General features: G+C 64.8%; 14 protein-coding genes. 6 read left to right on the plus strand and 8 right to left on the minus strand.

The features are described 5' to 3' along the window. Position 1: 1 nt before the first annotated feature. The 3 genes from AD89_RS0100300 to AD89_RS0100310 all read left to right on the plus strand — a co-directional run bounded on the left by AD89_RS0100300 (position 2) and on the right by AD89_RS0100310 (position 2,871). Complete coding sequence (locus tag AD89_RS0100300) at positions 2 to 877, plus strand: ABC transporter permease (protein WP_025776618.1); 876 nt, start codon at positions 2 to 4, stop codon at positions 875 to 877. A 100-nt stretch (positions 878 to 977) separates the two neighbouring features. Then, entirely contained in the window at positions 978 to 2,288 is a 1,311-nt protein-coding gene (locus tag AD89_RS0100305) for a sensor histidine kinase (protein ID WP_025776619.1), read from the plus strand. Then, entirely contained in the window at positions 2,266 to 2,871 is a 606-nt protein-coding gene (locus AD89_RS0100310) for a response regulator transcription factor (RefSeq protein ID WP_025776620.1), read from the plus strand. The genes AD89_RS0100305 and AD89_RS0100310 overlap by 23 nt, the downstream gene beginning before the upstream one ends. A 28-nt stretch (positions 2,872 to 2,899) precedes the next feature. Here AD89_RS0100310 and AD89_RS0100315 read toward each other — a convergent pair whose 3' ends face one another. Next, positions 2,900 to 4,042 (minus strand): ABC transporter permease, encoded by a 1,143-nt coding sequence (locus AD89_RS0100315; protein WP_025776621.1) that lies wholly within the window; start codon positions 4,040 to 4,042, stop codon positions 2,900 to 2,902. Further along, entirely contained in the window at positions 4,039 to 4,926 is an 888-nt protein-coding gene (locus AD89_RS0100320; RefSeq protein ID WP_025776622.1) for an ABC transporter ATP-binding protein, read from the minus strand. The genes AD89_RS0100315 and AD89_RS0100320 overlap by 4 nt, the downstream gene beginning before the upstream one ends. A gap of 794 nt (positions 4,927 to 5,720) precedes the next feature. On the opposite strand from AD89_RS0100320, the gene AD89_RS17815 reads away from it, so the two are divergent. Genes AD89_RS17815 through AD89_RS0100335 form a run of 3 tightly spaced genes read left to right on the plus strand, consistent with a single transcriptional unit; the run spans position 5,721 to position 10,082 of the window. Continuing rightward, positions 5,721 to 7,676 carry a SpaA isopeptide-forming pilin-related protein gene (locus tag AD89_RS17815; protein WP_197021687.1) on the plus strand — a complete coding sequence of 652 codons (1,956 nt, stop codon included), beginning with the start codon at positions 5,721 to 5,723 and terminating at the stop codon, positions 7,674 to 7,676. Between the two features lie 10 nt (positions 7,677 to 7,686). Then, the gene (locus tag AD89_RS0100330) at positions 7,687 to 9,069 is read left to right on the plus strand and encodes a SpaH/EbpB family LPXTG-anchored major pilin (RefSeq protein WP_025776624.1); all 1,383 of its coding nucleotides are present in this window, start codon (positions 7,687 to 7,689) and stop codon (positions 9,067 to 9,069) included. After that, positions 9,066 to 10,082: a class C sortase gene (locus AD89_RS0100335; protein WP_025776625.1), complete on the plus strand. Its 1,017-nt coding sequence runs from the start codon at positions 9,066 to 9,068 to the stop codon at positions 10,080 to 10,082. Before AD89_RS0100330 ends, AD89_RS0100335 begins: the two co-directional genes overlap by 4 nt. Here AD89_RS0100335 and AD89_RS0100340 read toward each other — a convergent pair. The 6 genes from AD89_RS0100340 to AD89_RS0100365 all read right to left on the minus strand — a co-directional run. Beyond that, positions 10,042 to 12,732 (minus strand): response regulator transcription factor, encoded by a 2,691-nt coding sequence (locus AD89_RS0100340; RefSeq protein ID WP_025776626.1) that lies wholly within the window; start codon positions 12,730 to 12,732, stop codon positions 10,042 to 10,044. The genes AD89_RS0100335 and AD89_RS0100340 overlap by 41 nt on opposite strands. A 264-nt stretch (positions 12,733 to 12,996) precedes the next feature. Next, positions 12,997 to 13,653 carry a response regulator gene (locus AD89_RS0100345; RefSeq protein WP_025776627.1) on the minus strand — a complete coding sequence of 219 codons (657 nt, stop codon included), beginning with the start codon at positions 13,651 to 13,653 and terminating at the stop codon, positions 12,997 to 12,999. Then, a complete protein-coding gene (locus AD89_RS0100350) occupies positions 13,650 to 15,074 on the minus strand; it encodes a sensor histidine kinase (RefSeq protein ID WP_231488316.1) in 1,425 nt (474 codons plus the stop codon). Before AD89_RS0100350 ends, AD89_RS0100345 begins: the two co-directional genes overlap by 4 nt. Positions 15,075 to 15,175: 101 nt before the next feature. Then, the gene (locus AD89_RS0100355) at positions 15,176 to 15,766 is read right to left on the minus strand and encodes a class I SAM-dependent methyltransferase (RefSeq protein WP_025776629.1); all 591 of its coding nucleotides are present in this window, start codon (positions 15,764 to 15,766) and stop codon (positions 15,176 to 15,178) included. A 47-nt stretch (positions 15,767 to 15,813) separates the two neighbouring features. After that, on the minus strand, positions 15,814 to 16,665 hold the full coding sequence (locus AD89_RS0100360; RefSeq protein WP_025776630.1) for an anti-sigma factor: 852 nt from the start codon (positions 16,663 to 16,665) through the stop codon (positions 15,814 to 15,816). Further along, a partial coding sequence (locus tag AD89_RS0100365) for a sigma-70 family RNA polymerase sigma factor (RefSeq protein ID WP_025776631.1) occupies positions 16,662 to 17,099 on the minus strand: 438 nt, incomplete at its 5' end. The genes AD89_RS0100360 and AD89_RS0100365, both read right to left, overlap by 4 nt.

A 17,099-nucleotide genomic window follows, 5' to 3' on the forward strand; every position in this document is an offset into this window, starting at 1 on the left:
CATGTCCGCTCAGCCTTCCACCAACCCCACCCGAACCCCTGACTCCGCAACCCGGCCGGCCGGTCCCACGACGATGCCCACCGACCGCACGGCCGCCTCGGCGACGTTCCTCACGTCTTTGGAGAACCGACGGGTGCCCCGCCTCGGCGGATTCTCTGCCACCCTCCTGCGCCTCGAACTGCTGCGAAAGCTGCGCAATCGGCGCACCATGATCTTCACAATGATCATGCCCGCGGTCTTCTACCTCATCTTCGGGCTGACGAACAAAGGCGAGATGCTCGGGAGCACGGACGCCGCGCTCTACATCTCGGTGTCCCTGGCCACGTACGGGGCGATGATCGCCACGACCACCGGCGGTGCGCAGGTCGCCATCGAACGGGCACTGGGCTGGAGCCGTCAGTTGGCGCTGACCCCCTTGCACCCGGCGGCCTACATCCTCATCAAGGTGATCGTGTCCATGGCTCTCGGCGCGGTGTCCGTCATCGTCGTCTTCGTCCTCGCCGCCGTCACCGGCGTCCACGCTCCGCTGGGCACACTCATCGCCTCCGGCCTCCTCGTCGTCCTCACCTCCGGGGTCTTCGCGGCCTTCGGCGTCATGCTCGGCTATCTGCTGCCGGCCGAGAACGCGATCCAGGTCGCGAGCATGGTCCTCGGCATCCTCTCGCTCATCGGCGGACTCTTCGTTCCGCTCGAGATCTGGCCCGACACCCTGCAGACGATCGCCCGCTTCACCCCGGCGTACGGAGTCGGCGAAATCGCCCGCGCACCACTGGGCGGGGGTTACGATCATTGGGCGATCGTCAGCGTCATCGCATGGCTGGGGATCTTCGTGGCAGGTTCGGCCTGGGCCCTGCGCCGCGACACCAAACGGGTGTGAGTCCAGCGGCTGCAGACCGGCCGCGATGCCGCATACGTCAACGACGCGAACACGACGACCAGCATGACGACCAGGGCACAGTGACCGAGGAAGGACCACAGTGACCACTCACGACACCACCGGCGAGGCGGGGGCAGAGTCCTCGCCTTCCGGGCTACGTCCGCTGAACTTCATGAGTTGGTTCTTCCCGTTCTTCTGGCTCGTCTTCCTCGTCTACCCCCTGAGCGCATCGTTCCAGCTCGGCGGCGCACAGCGGATCTGGGGCGTGAGCCTCACCGTCGCATTCGCCCTCGTCTTCTACACCGGCATGATTTCCGGTGGCGTCGGTTTCGGCGCGTTCGCCCGCACAATGCGCGACCCCCACGCCCGCCGCACCCGCCAGGCGCTCATCATCGTCAACGCGTCCATCGCCGGCATGATCGTCATCACCGCAGTGGCCGTTCCCATCGTCGGTGAGCAGGCGCTGGCATTCCTCGCCTACATCTCCGTCCTCTCGGTCGTCGCGATTCGCCGGGTGATTCCCGGCCTCATCATCGCGGCATCGACGCTCATCGTCGCCGAGGCGGCCCAACGGCTCGTGCCAGGGTGGAGTCACGATTGGTCGTCGACCTTCGGGATCTCGATCTCCGGGTTCGCCATGGTCATGGCGCTCATGGCCGGCGACCGAGCCCGCGCGGCACGGGCGGCCGAGGAGGAGAACCGCAGGCTCGAGCGCGAGGCCGAACGCTTACGCGTGTCCCAAGTCGTTCATGATGTGCTCGGGCATTCGCTCACCGTCATCGCGCTCAAGGCGCAGTTGGCCGCGAAGCTCGAAGCGGCCGGGTCACCTGATGCGGCTCGGCATATCGCCGAAATCGAAGAACTCGCCCGTGGAGCGCTCGCTGATGTCCGGACCACGGTGCAGGGGACACGGACGATTTCGCTGGCCGAGGAGCTCGTCGAGGCGACTCGTGCGCTGCGCGCCGCCGACATCACGGTCGAGGCCCCCACCTCGGTCGATGTTGTCGATCCACGGCTGCGAGAGCTCTTCGCCTGGAGTCTGCGTGAAGGCAGCACGAACATCCTCCGGCACGCCCGAGCGCGACGAGCCATGATCGTTCTCGAGAGGAACCGAATGACCATCAGCAACGACAACGGTCGCCGCGATGACCCCGCGCACCCGGTCACGGAGCTCAACCTCGGCGAGGTGGGTGCCGGGTCCGGTCTGCAGGGACTGCGGAATCGGGCGCGCGCACTCGGTGGAAGTTTGCGAACGCAGCAGACCGACGCCGGTTTCGAACTCATCGTCGCAGGAGCGGACGAGGATCCCGCACGTCCCCGCGGGGACGCAGACGTCGACGGACTCGACGCGGGCGATGCCGAACTCGACGCACAGGGAGGTGGGAGCGGTGACGACGCTGCTCATCGCTGACGACCAGACCATGGTCCGTGAGGCGCTCGCCGCCCTGCTCGGCATGGAATCCGACTTCGAGGTCGTCGCCCAGTGCGCCCGCGGTTCCGAGGTCGTGCCGGCGGTCACCGCGACCCGGCCGGATGTGGCGCTGCTCGACGTGGATATGCCCGAACCCGATGGGCTCACCGTCGCGGCCACGCTCAAGGACGAGTTTCCCGAGGTCAAGGTCATCATCGTCACGACCTACGGGCGGCCGGGCTGGGTCAAGCGGGCACTGGACGCCGGGGTCAGCGGGTTCATGGTCAAGGACGCACCGGTCGACCACCTCGCCGAGGGGATCCGCCGGGTTATGGCCGGAATGTCGGTCATCGATCCCGAACTCGTCGTCGAATCGACGATGCACGGAGCCTCCCCGTTGACCACCCGCGAGACCGACGTGCTGCGCGCGGCTGCGGACGGGGCGAGCGTCGACGAGGTGGCCGCTAAGCTCTATCTGTCGGCCGGCACCGTGCGGAATCGACTGTCCTCGGCGATCGGGAAGACGAACGCCCGCAACCGCGCCGATGCCGCACGGATCGCCGCGGAGAACGGGTGGCTGTAGGCCTCAGCAGGCTGCAGCACTCGAACGGTCACTTCTTGAGTGCCTGACCCCAGGTCAGCTTCGGTCCCGACTTGAGGATCGAGCGCTCGAAGATCCTCGTTGCCAGCAGCAGCGCGAGCAGGGTGGTGACGATGAGGAGGAGCAGGGACACCAACGGCTCCCACCATGCGATGGTGCCGAGGAAGACTCGCATCGGCACAGCCACCGCCGCGGAGAACGGAATGTAGGACAGCACCGCCATCACCGTTTCATTCGACGAGAAGATGATGACGCCCATATACGGCAGGAAGATGAGCATCATGATCGGCGTGCTCGTCGAGGGCAGATCCTCGGTGCGCGAGACCATCGAGGCGGCGGCCGCGTAGAGCGCGGCGACCATGACGAAGCCGACGATGAAGAGCGGGATGAACCAGGCGATCGGTTCGGCAACCTTGCCCAACACCATGTCGTTTCCGCTGATGGCGGCCCCGGCGAGGACCGCGACCGCGGTGAGCCCGATCTGCGCGAAGGCGAGGATCGTACACGCGATGACCTTGCCGAACATGAGCACCCGCGCCGAGGTGGACGCGAGCAGGATCTCGACGATCCGCGACTGCTTCTCCTCCACCACGGACGAGGCGATCGTGTTCCCGAACGTCATCGCCGCCATGAAGAACACCAGCCCGAGGCCGAGCCCGATGAAGTAGGTGAGAGCCGGGTCCGGGGCGTCGGGGTCGAGGATTTCGACCTCGGGGGTGAGGCTGAGTGCCCCGATGAGCGACTCGGGTGCCGAACGCAGCGAGTAGACGGCGACCCCGGTCGGCGAATCCTGGGATTCGACGACGGCCGCGTCGACCTCCTCGGAGGTGACCAGGGACTTCGCTTCATCCGCGTCATTGACGGCGACCGTGTAGATGTCGTCGATCCCCTCGACTGCTTTTGCCCCCGCCGAGGTGACCGCGACCTTGTCCGTGGAGGAGAAGAGCGAGGGCAGCGCTCCGGAGACCCCGACGAGTACGCCGAAGAGGACGATGCTCAAGATCGTCGAGACCATGAAGGCCTTCGACTTCAGCCTGACCATGATCTCGCGTTCGATGACGAGCCCGATCGCGGTGGTGAAGCCGGCACGGTTCGTGGCAGTGCGGGCTGTGTGGGTGTCGTCGGCTGCGGTGGTCGTATCGGTGGTGCTCATGACTGCGTGACCTCCTGGAAGAGACGGTTGAGGGCAACGTCGTGCGGGCCGAACGACGCCACCGAGGAGACGGTGAGCGCTTGGCGCAGGACCGCCTCGGCGGCATCGGCAGTCAGGGCCGTGAACCGGACCCAACTGCCGTCGAGTTCGACGACGGAGATATCGGGCAGATCGCGCACCCAGCCGAGGTCCGCATCCGTCTGCAGCGTCCACTCCGGCAGGCTGCGTTGACGGCGCAGTTCCGCGGTGGTGCCTGCTGCGACGAGGCGGCCGTCGTTGATGATGACGAGATCGTCGACGAGGCGTTCGACGAGGTCGAGCTGGTGGCTGGAGAAGAGCACTGGGGCGCCGGAGGAGGCGAAGGCGGTGAGGACGCCGAGGGTGCGTTCGACGGCAGCAGGATCGAGGCCGGAGAACGGTTCGTCGAGGACGAGGGCTTGCGGGTCGTGGATGAGCGCCGCAGCGATCTGGACCTTCTGCTGATTGCCGAGGCTGACCGATTCGAGAGTATCGGTGGGTTCGCCCTTGAGGTCGAGCTGCTCGAGAAGGTCGAGGCCGCGCTTCATCGCCGCTTGGCGGGTGAGGCCGTGGAAGCGGGCGAGGTAGACGAGCTGATCGATGATCGGCATCTTCGGGTAGAGACCTCGCTCCTCGGGCATGTAGCCGATCGCACTGCGGTGATGTGCGGTGATCGGGGTGCCGTCGACGAGGACGCGGCCAGAGTCGGCGGCAAGGACGCCGAGGAGGATCCGCATGGTCGTGGTCTTACCGGAGCCGTTCGAGCCGACGAAACCGGTCATCCGGCCGTCGCCGATGTCGAAGCTGAGGTCGTGCAGCACCTGCTTGTCGCCGAAGCTGCGGTTGATGTTCTCCAAGGTGATCATGCTTCAACGCTATGTGGAGACCGGCGTGAGCGGATCAGCCGAACGGGTGAATTCGTGCTTCTACCTGCGGGGGATGGGCGTCAGGCAGATGCTTCGGTAATTGAAATTCGAACTACTGAGTAGTCGAAACCGAAACTACTCAGATGGACGCGGACTACCCGACTATTGCTGAAGCCCGGGGCCTGAGCAATGTCATTGACTGCTCAACTACATAAGTTAAAAGAGTTCGACCAGCTCCTCTCTCCCCATCCCCTGACCTGATCGCACTCTGACGTGCGCAGCCAGGGACTCGAAGCGAGCTGAAACACCATGCTCGACTTCGAAATGAGGAATGTATGACCCGGTTAGGTCTGCGCGTGCGCGCCTGGTGGGCTGCGCTCACTGCTGTGCTCATGGTTGCCGCCGGCGGTGCCATCGTGCTGCCAGCCGCCCCTGTCCAGGCCGCTCCGGTCGATGCCCAGCAGTCCGTTCCGGCGGTGACGGCGCAAGCTGGGGCAGCAGTCGACCTCAGCTGCGAGCCGGGCGTCGTCTATTCGGTGTCCAAGACCGGACAGTTGCGGAAGATTGTCAACGGCTCCGCGTCTTCGGTGGGGTCAAGTGCTCAGAGAGTCAGTAACTTCAATGGTCTCGGCATCAGTGAATCTGGGACTTCAGCCTTTGCGTATGAGAGATCGTTCGATGGGTGGGGGCGAGAGAACGGGCTGACGGTCTACCGGTACAACGTGAGAACAGGTGACTGGTCTTCAACAGGCCAATCCGTGGGTATCACTGGCATCGGTTTTATCGGCGGCGCCGTGAGCCTGTCGACAGGTATCTACTACTTCGGTGGGTTCAATTCCAACGGAACGGCCTTCAGTCTCTATTCCTACAACCCCTCGAACAACAGCATCGCCTTGAAAGGCACCATTGATACCAGGGTTGGCTCCGGTGGAGCAGCCAACGGTGATATCGCTTTCGATAGCAATGGCAACCTCTTCATTGTTCGAGGCTCCGACACTACGACCACTGTTTTTTCCGTTGCCGCAGCCAATCTGGCGTCGGCGAATGGCGGCATCATAGCCGCGTCCAGATCCGCAGGATTTACAACCAATAAGGACGTCAACGGAGTCGCGTTCGACGCAGCGGGCAAGGCGTACCTCGGCACCGGTGACACCATCACCAGCTTTGACATGCCCAACTGGTCGAATAAGCAGACATTTGCCGCGGGCTCATGGTCGAGCACGGACCTCGCATCGTGCTCGTCCCCGGCCACCATCACCCTGCAGAAGGACGTAAACGGCGCACGTGTGAAGGCGGGCGATCAGTTCGCGCTCTCACTCAAGCAGGGCGGCACTGAACTCGGAGCTGCCACAACAACTGGCTCGGCTACGGGGATTCAGGAAGAGATCGTCGGGCCTCTGCCGGCGAAACGGGGTGCGACCATCACCTTCTCCGAATCGGGGGCGAATGGCGCAGCGTTGGGTGACTATGCCAGCTCTTATACGTGCACGGTCGATGACAAGCCGATGAATGGCGCTGCTGGCGAAGGCTCCTCTGGAACGGTCACCATCCCAACCACGGGTGACGCCATCGTCTGCACGATTACGAATGCTCCACTGACCGCCAATGTCTCGATCCACAAGGACGTTGTCGACGAGAACGGTGAGAACAAGAAGCCGGGCAAGGACTGGACAGTTGGCGCGAAAGCGACAGCCACGACCGACTCGGTGACCGCAAATCCCACGGCCGCCACGAAGAAGACTGATTCCAACGGCGACGCGAAGTGGGGACTGAAGTTCTCGAAAACCACTGGTCGGGCCACAGTCGCGATCTCCGAAACCCAGCAGAACGGCTTCGAGTTCAAGAGCGGCTCCTGCGAGATCACCCATCTCGACGGGTCGAAGGACACGAAGAAGCTCACCAGCGACAAGAGCACCGATCTCACTGGAATCAAGCCGGGCGACAACGTCGACTGCGCCTACGTCAACAAGGTCAGCGACACCGCGCTGACCCTGGTGAAGAAGGTCGACAACAAGGCCGCCGCCGGCACCGCCAAGGACACCGACTGGACACTCAAGGCAGCCGGTGACACTGCCTCAGGAAACAAGACGATCGAAGGCACAACCGGATCGACCGAAGTCACGAAGGCTAAGGTCAAGGCGGGCAAGTACTCACTGTCCGAGGCGGGTACTCCGAAGGGCTACGAGGCCTCCGACTGGGTGTGCAAGCCGACCTCCGGCTCCGGAGTCGTCACCTCTGACAAGAGCTCCGTGACCCTGAAGTCCGGTGACGACGTCACCTGCACCATCACGAACACCGCGAAGACCGGCGCCGTGACCTGGGGCAAGACCGACGAATCCGGCAACGCACTCAAGGGATCGGTGTGGACCCTCACCGGACCCGACGGATCCGAACTGACCATCGAGGACTGCGCAGCCGCCTCGGCGAGTGAATGCAACGGTCAGGACAAGGACCCGGTGGCAGGGAAATTCTCGGTCACCGGCCTCAAATGGGGCGACTACACGCTGACGGAGAAGAAGGCCCCGGCCGGATACATCCTCGACGACACCCCACACACGTTCACGGTCTCCGGATCCGAGCTCGACAAGAAGCTCGGGTCGTACACCAACGAGCAGAAGCCCCAGGTGGCGCTGCCACTCACGGGTGGAACCGGAAGCCAGATCTACCTCATCGGCGGAGCAGCACTGCTCGCAGCCGCCGGTGCCATCGCACTTCTCAAGGGCCTGCGCCGCAGGAACCGGAAGCACTGAAAGGAAAACAATGAAAGTTAAGAAAACGGGTCTTCTGCGGCGTCTGACCGCGGTGGCCGCGATCGCCTCGCTGAGCGTGCTCGGCATGGCCGGCACGGCGCAGGCCGATAGCAATGTGGGCAACATCGACACCGGACGCTCCGGCTCGATCATCGTCCACAAGTACGACGGTGCCTACGGTACCGACGGTGGTGACGGCTCGGTGAAGACTGACACCTCGAACCTCGGCACCCCGCTCGACGGCGCCGAGTTCACGGTCAAGCAGGTCACGGCCAAAGGTGGCCAGGCCATCGACCTGAAGACCCCTGAAGGCTGGGACCTCATCAGCGGGCTCAAGGCCTCCGAGGTCAAGGCCGGTGGATTCTCGCTGGGCAACGGCGTCGCGAAGACCACCGCAAACGGCGGACTCGCGACCTTCGAAGGTCTGCCCCTCGGCCTCTACCTCGTGGAAGAGACCAAGGCTCCGACGAACGCGACCTCGACCACGGATCCGTTCCTCGTCACGCTGCCGCTGTCGCAGTCGAGCGGCAAATGGCTCTATGACGTCAACGTCTACCCGAAGAACTCGGTGAACAAGACGCAGCCAACGAAAGAGGTCTCGAACCCCTCGGCACCCGTCATCGGTTCGACCGTTGACTGGAAGATCACCGCACCAATTCCGGCCGCGAACAACGGCATCAAGAAGTTCTCGATCGTCGACCAGCTCGACTCGCGCCTGGAATATGTCTCGGCCAAGGTCGCCGGCTTCACTGCTGGCACCGACTACACGGTCGACCAGAGTGGTCAGAAGATCACCATCAACTTCACCGCGACCGGCATCGGCAAACTCACGACCGGGCAGAAGGTTGTTGCAACCATCACGACGAAGGTCACCAAGCAGGGCGACGGCACCATCGAGAACACCGCGCTGGTCAACACCAACGACTCGTCCGTCGAAACCCCGGCCGTGAGCACCAACTGGGGCTCGCTGCAGATCATCAAGCACGTCGCCGGCGACACGGCGCGCACTCTTGCCGGCGCCGAGTTCGACATCTTCTCCGACAAGGATGGACAGAACAAGGTCGCCTCGGTGAAGACCGCAGCTGACGGCACCAAATCGATCACCCTGTGGGTCGGCAACAACGATGTCACCGAGAAGAAGTACTGGGTCAAGGAGACGAAGGCTCCGACCGGTTACATCCTCGACGAGAGCATTAATGAAGTCACCGTGAAGGCCGGCGAGACCGCTGCCGCCGTCAAGTACGAATTCGCCAACACCCAGCAGGGTCATCCCGACCTGCCGTTGACCGGTGCTGACGGCAAGCTGCTGGCCATGATCGCCGGTATCGGCCTCATGCTCATCGCCGGTGGTGCAGGAATCGTTGTGGCCAACCGCCGCAAGAACCAGGTGTGACCCACCCACCCGAGGGCAGTCAGACCACCGAATCTGGCGTGCCGGGCACGACCACGCGGCGTCCGTCCACCGACGGGCGCCGCTGGCGCGTGCCCATTCTCTCCCTCATCATCGCGCTCATTGCGATGACGGGCCTCAGCATCTGGACGTATCCGAGTGCGGCGGCGTGGTTCTCCCAGCTCGACCAGTCGAAGATCATCGACAATGCGGCCGGCGCGACCGAAGGCGGCAAGGCGGACAACGCTCGGCAGATCGCGCTTGCCCACAAGTACAACGACGCTCTCGAATCCGGTGCTCAGCTCGAGTCGAATCATCGGCTGCCTTCAGGCAGCGGCACCTCGGCCGCCGGCGCCCCGGCGTACGAGGATGTGCTCGTTGACGGCGGACCCGGAGTGATGACCCGGCTGCGGATTCCCTCCATCGACGTCGACCTGCCCGTCTACCACGGCACCGACGACGCGACCCTGCTCGAAGGACTCGGCCACCTTGAAGGCACCAGCCTGCCCGTGGGCGGAAAGGGCACCCATTCGGTCATCACGGGGCACCGGGGACTCGCCGAGGCGACGATGTTCACGAACCTCGACAAGGTCGGCAAGGGCGACCGATTCACGCTCACGACCTTCGGGCAGGTGCTCAGCTACCAGGTCATCAGGACTCAGGTCGTCGACCCCGATGAGACCGAATCCCTGGGCACGATCTCCGACCGTGACCTCGTCACCCTCGTCACCTGCACGCCCCTGGGCATCAACTCCCAGCGGATCCTCGTCACCGCGGAACGTGTCTACCCGACCCCCGCCGCCGACCAGGAATCAGGGCTCGCGGAATCTGACCTGCCCGGGTTCCCCTGGTGGATCGTCATCATGGCCGCGGGGCTCGCAGCTGCCGGAATCTACGTCTGGTGGTCAGGTCGACCCGTCCGACCGAAAGGTGGGAAGCCGGTGACCGATATCCCCGCCGAGGCGGCAGCTCAGTTCACGAAGACGGCTGAGCCCCCGTCCGGCCCACGGCACTGATTCGGCCGGTATCGCGAAGTGCCAGCATGAGCTTCGGGATGTCCCGGCGCCGTTCGGCACCGAGCTTCGCTCGAGCCTGCAGCACATGTGACTCGACAGTGCGCACCGACAGGACCAGACGTTGACTGATTTGCACATTCGTCAGTCCCTCGGCAACGAGTCGGCACACCTCGAGCTCCCGTTCAGTCAGGGTGACGGCCGGAGCCGCAGCATCGGAGATCGCGATGTCTTCACGTGGCTGCGGATGTTCCGGAGGCGTAGCTGCGCGCTGACGCAGCGCATCGAGTGCTTCGCCGGCCACGCGTGCGCGGGAACTGAGACGTTGAGCGAGGAACAGAGCCCTGGACTCGGCGAAGGCGTGGCGGGCAGCACCCCGGTAGCCGACGGACCGCAGTTCCAGACCGGCGGCCAGGAGCGCCTCGGCGTCCTCAGCGGCCGAGGCATCGAGATGCCGCCGCGCGGCACGCGGCCCGGGCAGATTCAGGTCGGTGGATTCATCCGGAAGACTCTGGACCGCCTCGACGGCGGTGATGGTGCCGTCGAGGACTCGCGCATGTGCGAACACGGTATGCATCCACGCAGGCATCGGGCCGGGATTCGACGCACCAGGACCCAGCAAGAAGGCGGCCAAGCCATCGTGGAAGCGATAGCCTTGCGTCGGAATCGAGCCATCGCCCGACGTCGGGCGATAGTACGGCGCATTGCTGCGTTGCCACCGTCCGAGGGTGTCGCGCAATCCCCAACCGACCGCGAGCAATGCAGGAGTGACCGAGGCGGCGAGGGCCTCGAAGTCACGCGCGGCCAGATCGGTCTCTCCGTCGAGCAGGCGCTGGATGCCGATGCACCAGGATGCCGTCGCATTCAGCTGCCAGCCGCTGTGGGTGGAGGCTCCGCTCGCGGCTTCCAGCAGCTTGCGGGTGATGAGTTCCGATCGCTGTGGTTCGATTCCGGCCAACAGGCAATTCACCGTTGCTCCGACCATGAAGTACCAGGCCATGGTGTAGGTGAAGCCGACCGGTTCCCCAGGACGGACGGTCGTGAGTTCGACGTAGAGTTCGTAGCCTTGTTTGGCGGCGGCGCGGAGCGCATCGGCATTGTCGGTTTTGAGGTAGTACTGGCACAGAGCCGCGTATGCGGCGAAGCGCAGGGCATCTGACGACTGCGGGGAGTCCGCGACCGCCCGCGCATCGTCGACTCGGGTCATCCCGCTCCCGGCAAACGAAGTCACGAGGTTCGCGATGCCTGGGACGAGCGGGTCGACGTCATCCCGCAGGTGATCCGTCCACCACGAGGGCAGCTCGGGTTCTCCCGCCATCGCCGCGGCCGACGTGAACAGCAGCTCGAGCAGAACCGCCTCCCGATCGCAGCCCAGCGGACCATGCTCGGTGCCGGAGCGGATGAGGTCGATCGCTCCTGCCCGGTCGCCATTGAGAAGTCGTGCCGTGATCGACTGCAGCTCCCATTCGAGCAGCATCAGAGCATCGTCTTTCGCTGCGTCCTCGACCACGTGGAGCATGATCATCGCCTCCATCGGATCGCCGAGGCGGTTGAGGACGCGTGCAGCCGTCAGCATAAGTGCGGCCTCAGAGGAATCGATCTCGCGACCCCCGTTGATGATGTCGCGGGCCAGACTGATCTCTGCGGTCTCGCCGATGGGATAGCCCGCCTTCCGCAGATTCGTGAGACGACGCGCGAACTTCTCCTCATCTGCGGCATCGGCCTCACCGATGAGCTGGTTGGCCATGGCGCCGACGTGCAGCGGCGAGACCGCCACCGATGGCTGACCGCTGACCTCGAACTCCCGGGCGAGACGGAGGTCGACGAGCCGAGTGACAACCGCATCCCCGAAGAGCTGTTTGGCTGTGCGCGTGGGCATCGGGCTGAGGTCGCCGAGGCGGCGAGCGGCGAGGAGCGTGGAAGTGCGCATCCGCGGATAGAACGGAGCGAATCGCGACACCACACGTGAACCGAAGAACGGGGTATCTGAACTGGAGTGCGGGTAATGGCGAGGGACCCGGTGAGGGTCTTCCTCAGCCCAAGCGACGAGGTCGGAAGCCACGAGCGGTCTGCCGGCGCACAGCGCCGCCAGGGTGCGCAGCTGAAGATCATCGAGCGGCGTCATCGGGGACAGGCCTGCCACGAGCGCCATGGACTCGCTGCCCGTGAGCGGAGCCAGGTCGACGCGTCCGATCTCCCCGGCGCTCCAACTTTCGGCGATCTGCTTGAGCACACTGTCGTCGCCGTGATGGACCAGGCGCAGCTGATCACCATCGACAAGGTAGGCGACGGGCACCCGTTTCTCGTGCAGTGCCTGGTCGATGAGGATGTTGGCTTCGGAAGTCAGCAGGTGTGCTCCGCTCATGATCCGAGGGCCTCCGCTCAGCGTGGCGTCGTCGACGAACTCGGCGACCTCCTCGGCGGTGGTGTGGGCACTCACCCGCAGCAGGGTCTGCTCGGGTCGACCGAGCGCGGCTGCGAGGAAGCGGGCGAAGTCCAAGGCTCCGTCCCCGGGGAGACAGACCACGAGGACGGACTGCCCGGAATCGAGGAGGCTGAGGATCTGCGCTGACTCGCGACTGCGTGTCGGGGCCCGGTGTACGAGTCGGTCGTAGGCGGGATCGACGGGCACGAAGCCGTCCACATTGTGCATGGAGACGCAGCCTTTCCGGTCTGCGAAGGGGAGCGGCCGTGAGGAGGACCGTGATGCCGTTCGCCGGGGGCGACCGTGAATGTGGTGGGTGGGGTCGGTGGGGAGGGATGAAAAGTATTTCGCTATTTCACTGAGACATATATCACTCCCGTTGTCGATTTCTCAAATCCTGCGTCCGCTTTCTGATCGTCGGCACCCTTCCCGAGACTGTCGATCCTCTCACCGAGGCAGCTGGTCGGGATCGGGCCGACGCCCGCTCGGCGCTCAGCCGCCGACCTTCGCGACCCCGTTTTCGTACGCCCAGATCACGGCGTGGATGCGATCGCGGATGCCGAGCTTCGACAGCAGATTCGACACGTGGGTCTTCACGGTCGCTTCGCCGACGAAGAGGCCGCCGGCGATTTCGGAATTGCTCGCTCCGGTCGCTACCAGCCGCAGCACCTCGAGCTCGCGGTCGGTGAGCTGCTCGAGTTCGGGCGCGCTCGGTGCTGCGGGTTCCGGGGTGGACACGGAGCGCTCGATGACCCGGCGGGTGACCTCGGGGGAGAGCAGACCGTCTCCGGCGGCCAGGGCGGTGACCGCGTCGATGAGCTGCTCGGCCTCGGCGGTCTTGAGCAGAAACCCACTGGCGCCGGCAGCGAGTGCGCGGAACAGAAAGTCGTCACGGTTGAAGGTTGTGAGCATGAGGACGGCTCCGGCAGCACCTCGGCGGACGATCTCCTCGGTCGCCTCGAGCCCGTCCATGACCGGCATCTGCACATCCATGCAGATGACATCCGGGGACAGTTCGAGTGCCTTGTCGATGGCGGTCTGCCCGTTCTCGGCCTCACCGACGACCGTGATGCCGTCCTCCGCTTCGAGGATCGTGCGGAAGCCGGTGCGGACCATCGACTGGTCGTCAACGAGGAGGACTCGGATCATGTGGTTGCCTTTGCTGGAGTATCAGAGGACAAGTGATCTGCGGTGCTGCGCGGGTAGGGGATCCGGGCGCGGACGATCCATCCTCCGCGGGACTTCGGTCCTGCCTCGAGGCTGCCGCCGAGAGCGGTCATGCGTTCCCTCATGCCGACGATGCCCAGTCCCAATCCTTCGTTCTTTGCTAGTCCCTTGACCTCGGCCCGGGTCTCAGTGGAACCGGACGTGACCGAACCTCGTGACGGGCGCGAATCGCTGACCTCTACCTCGAGATCACTGCTGCCGTAGCGCAGCCGCACATCCACCTCGGCGCCGGCGCCCGCGTAGCGGGAACAGTTGGTCAGGGATTCTTGAATGACGCGATAGATCGACATCTCGGTGATCGGAGTGAGGGGGCGAGGTTCCCCGATCGTTGCGTACTCGACAGTTTGGTCGAATCGCCTGGCCGATTCGATGAGTTCCGGAAGATCGCCGAGGCTGGGGTTGCCTTTCGCCGACGCCGCCGTCGCGGCGTCAGCCAGCTTTTGAGCCGTTTGGCCGCCGGTCGCGGCTGTGCCGTCCGTGGCGGCGGTGACGTCGGCCGACGAGTCCGTTTCGCGCAGCGTATAGACGAGGGCTCGGAGTTCGTCGACGGTCTCGCGAGTCGAGGATTCTATGACCTGGAGCGATTCCTTGGCCTTGGCGGGGTTCTTCTCAAGGCTGCGACGTGCGGCAGCGGCGTGGATTCCGACCCCGGCGATATGGTGGGCGACTCCATCGTGGAGTTCCCGCGCGATGCGGACGCGTTCGAGGTCGAGAGCCTGCCGAGTCAGCTGCTGCTCCTGTTCACGGACCTCTTCGTTGGCCGCGCGGAGCTCGACCAACAGCCTGCGCTGCCTCCATGCGCGGTTGCCGAAGAGCCACGCTCCGCCGAAGAAGACCGTGTTGATCAGGAAAGTCACCCCGGTGGCCGCAGTGAACTGGACGAAGGTCAGGTCGCCGAGATCCTGGAACTGCAGGGCCGCCGAGACGATGACGTAGATGAGAATCGCCAGGCACAGCAGACAGCGTGAGATGAATGCGGCGCGTTGACTGTAGCGAAACGCGCCGATCGCATAGACCGACGTGAAGAGGACGATCTGAGAGACGCCGGGTTCCATCATCTGCAGGATCTGCGCCGTGACGTAGAGCGTGGTGATGAACCACGCGACGAGATTCGGGAACCGACGTCGCCACAGCAGGGGCACGGTGACAACGACGGAGAGCGTGCAGACGGCCCACAGCGGGGCTTTGAACTCCCAGAACCCGCTGCCTTCATAGAGGATGGCGAAGATGAGCGAACCGACGGTGAGGGCGGCAACGAGCCAGAGGTCGGAACGGTTCGGCTTACGGTCCGCGGCCGACATGCGTGCCGCAGTCCGTGGTTCGCTCGCTCTGTCCTCCGTCATCCTTCCAGCTTAGACAGTGCCGTGGCCTGCCGGTATCCGCCGCAGTGGGGAATTCGCGATGCAGTCTTCCCACCGCTGGTGGAGGAGGGGAGCCGACGACATCAGCGCTGTTTCTCTGCGACGACGACTGCCAGATCACGGTGCTGCCAGTGCACGTGGGCGGTCAGTCCCGCCTCGGCGAGCCAGGTCAGCTGCTCATCGAGGGAACTGGGAGTGTCATCGATCCAGTCGATCGGAGTGACGACGTCCGCCGGATCGGCGGGCACGACGAGGTCTCCGAGGACGAACCTCCCACCGGGCTCGAGCACCGCGGCGATGCGGACGAAGAGGTCGGCCTTGCCGGAGCCGGAGAGGTGATGGACGGCGAGAGTCGACATGACGAGATCGAAAGGCCCGTCCGGCAACGGTTCTTCGAGGCGACCCATCCGCAGCTCGGTGCGTTCGGGGTTGAGGGTCGCTTCGGCGGCTGCAAGCATCTCGGAACTCGCGTCGACGCCCAGCAGGTGGGCCTCAGGGAGGGCTTCGAGGACGCGCTGTGCGGTCAGCCCGCTGCCGATGCCCAGATCGAGGATCGACGCAGGTGCTCCGGTGGCTGCCGCAGCGGCCACCTCGGTCTGCAGGCGCGGGTAGTCTGGGATCTCTTCGGCCATGAGCGCCAGGTAGGTCTCCGGGTCCCACTCGAAATCGGACATATCAGCTCCTTCGCCGCCGATGCCAGGAAGCTTACTCCCCGCGGCTGTCAGAGGTCGATGGCGACGATCGGATCCGTGGTCGGTTGCTTCGAGCCGCCCTCGGGTTCGACGGTGATGCCGAAGACGCTGCCGGCGGAGAACTTCTCCCCGGCGATGGTCACCGGCTCGCCCGACATCAGGCCGGCGCTCTCCGGTCCGTCGGCACCGATGACCCACATCTGCATCGACTTTCCGGCCGGAGGCTGTCCGATGTCTTTCGGACTGAGCCGGATGAGCTGTTCGCTCTCGGAGGAGAACACGGTGACGGTGCCGCCTTCCGGCATATCCGCGGTGTTCGTCTGCAGATCGCTGGCCTCCATGAGACGAGCGGAATCATCCAGCTGCTGCTGGGTCGCGGCCAGGTCCTCTTCCAGCTCGTTCTGCCGCTGATTCTGCTGCCAGACGGTCGCACCGAGCCCTGCGGCGACGACGATCGCCGCCGCGGCCGCCGCCCAGGGCAGCCAGGAGCCGCGGCCGGACCGAAGCTCATCGCTGTCGTGGGCGCGCGCGTCGGATCGGCGGGCCTCCCGATGCTCGCTCAGCGATGTCGGGGCGGGTGGTGCGTCCCTGTCGGCAACCGCAGCAACCGGGGAGATCTCAGACTCGGCAGCGGGGGACGAAACCTGTGCCGAATCCTGCTGGTGGCTCTCGGGAATCGACAGAATCGCCTCTCGAGTCGCCGAGCTGACATCGACCGGTTCATCGGATTCGGCCGCGTCGGCCATGACGTCGGCATACGCAGCGACTTCGGCACGGAATTCGGCGTCGGACTCGGCCAGCGCCTGAGCCTCGGCGAGTTCTGAGTCGCTGAGCCCGCCGAGGGCCAGCCCGGCAGCCAGATAGTCACGATCTGCGCTCATCGGCTTGCCTCCAACTCTTCTCGCAGCTTCTTCATTCCGTCTCTGATCCGTGACTTGATGGTACCCAGCGGCACCTGGAGATTCTCTGAGATCTGAGCATGGGTCAGACCCTGGTAGAAGGCCATGACGATGGGCCTGCTCTGATCTTCAGGGAGGATCTTCAACGCGGAGACCGTGCGATCCGATTCCGCCCGGTCGATCACGGTCTGCTCGACTCCTTCCACCGCCTCGGTGGAGGTGCGCAGCCCGTCGGCGAGGTCACGGTCCTGCTGGGACTGAACACTGCGCACACAGTCGATGGCGCGTCTGCGGCACAGAGTGATCAGCCATGCCCTGCCCGTCCCTCGGGTCGGGTCGAATCCCGAACACCGCGTCCACACCTCGGTGAAGCAGTCCTGGAGGACCTCCTCGGCGAGTGTTCGGCTCTTGACGAT

It is taken from the genome of Brevibacterium sp. VCM10, from assembly GCF_000583215.1.
Taxonomy (GTDB): domain Bacteria; phylum Actinomycetota; class Actinomycetes; order Actinomycetales; family Brevibacteriaceae; genus Brevibacterium; species Brevibacterium linens.

Bases quoted from the DNA above. Each gene is read 5' to 3' on its own strand.
- AD89_RS0100330 (WP_025776624.1), top strand. From the start codon at position 7,687: ATGAAAGTTAAGAAAACGGGTCTTCTGCGGCGTCTGACCGCGGTGGCC.
- AD89_RS0100300 (WP_025776618.1), top strand. From the start codon at position 2: ATGTCCGCTCAGCCTTCCACCAACCCCACCCGAACCCCTGACTCCGCA.
- AD89_RS0100350 (WP_231488316.1), bottom strand. From the start codon at position 15,074: ATGACGGAGGACAGAGCGAGCGAACCACGGACTGCGGCACGCATGTCG.
- AD89_RS0100345 (WP_025776627.1), bottom strand. From the start codon at position 13,653: ATGATCCGAGTCCTCCTCGTTGACGACCAGTCGATGGTCCGCACCGGC.
- AD89_RS0100355 (WP_025776629.1), bottom strand. From the start codon at position 15,766: ATGTCCGATTTCGAGTGGGACCCGGAGACCTACCTGGCGCTCATGGCC.
- AD89_RS0100360 (WP_025776630.1), bottom strand. From the start codon at position 16,665: ATGAGCGCAGATCGTGACTATCTGGCTGCCGGGCTGGCCCTCGGCGGG.
- AD89_RS0100315 (WP_025776621.1), bottom strand. From the start codon at position 4,042: ATGAGCACCACCGATACGACCACCGCAGCCGACGACACCCACACAGCC.
- AD89_RS0100320 (WP_025776622.1), bottom strand. From the start codon at position 4,926: ATGATCACCTTGGAGAACATCAACCGCAGCTTCGGCGACAAGCAGGTG.
- AD89_RS0100340 (WP_025776626.1), bottom strand. From the start codon at position 12,732: ATGCACAATGTGGACGGCTTCGTGCCCGTCGATCCCGCCTACGACCGA.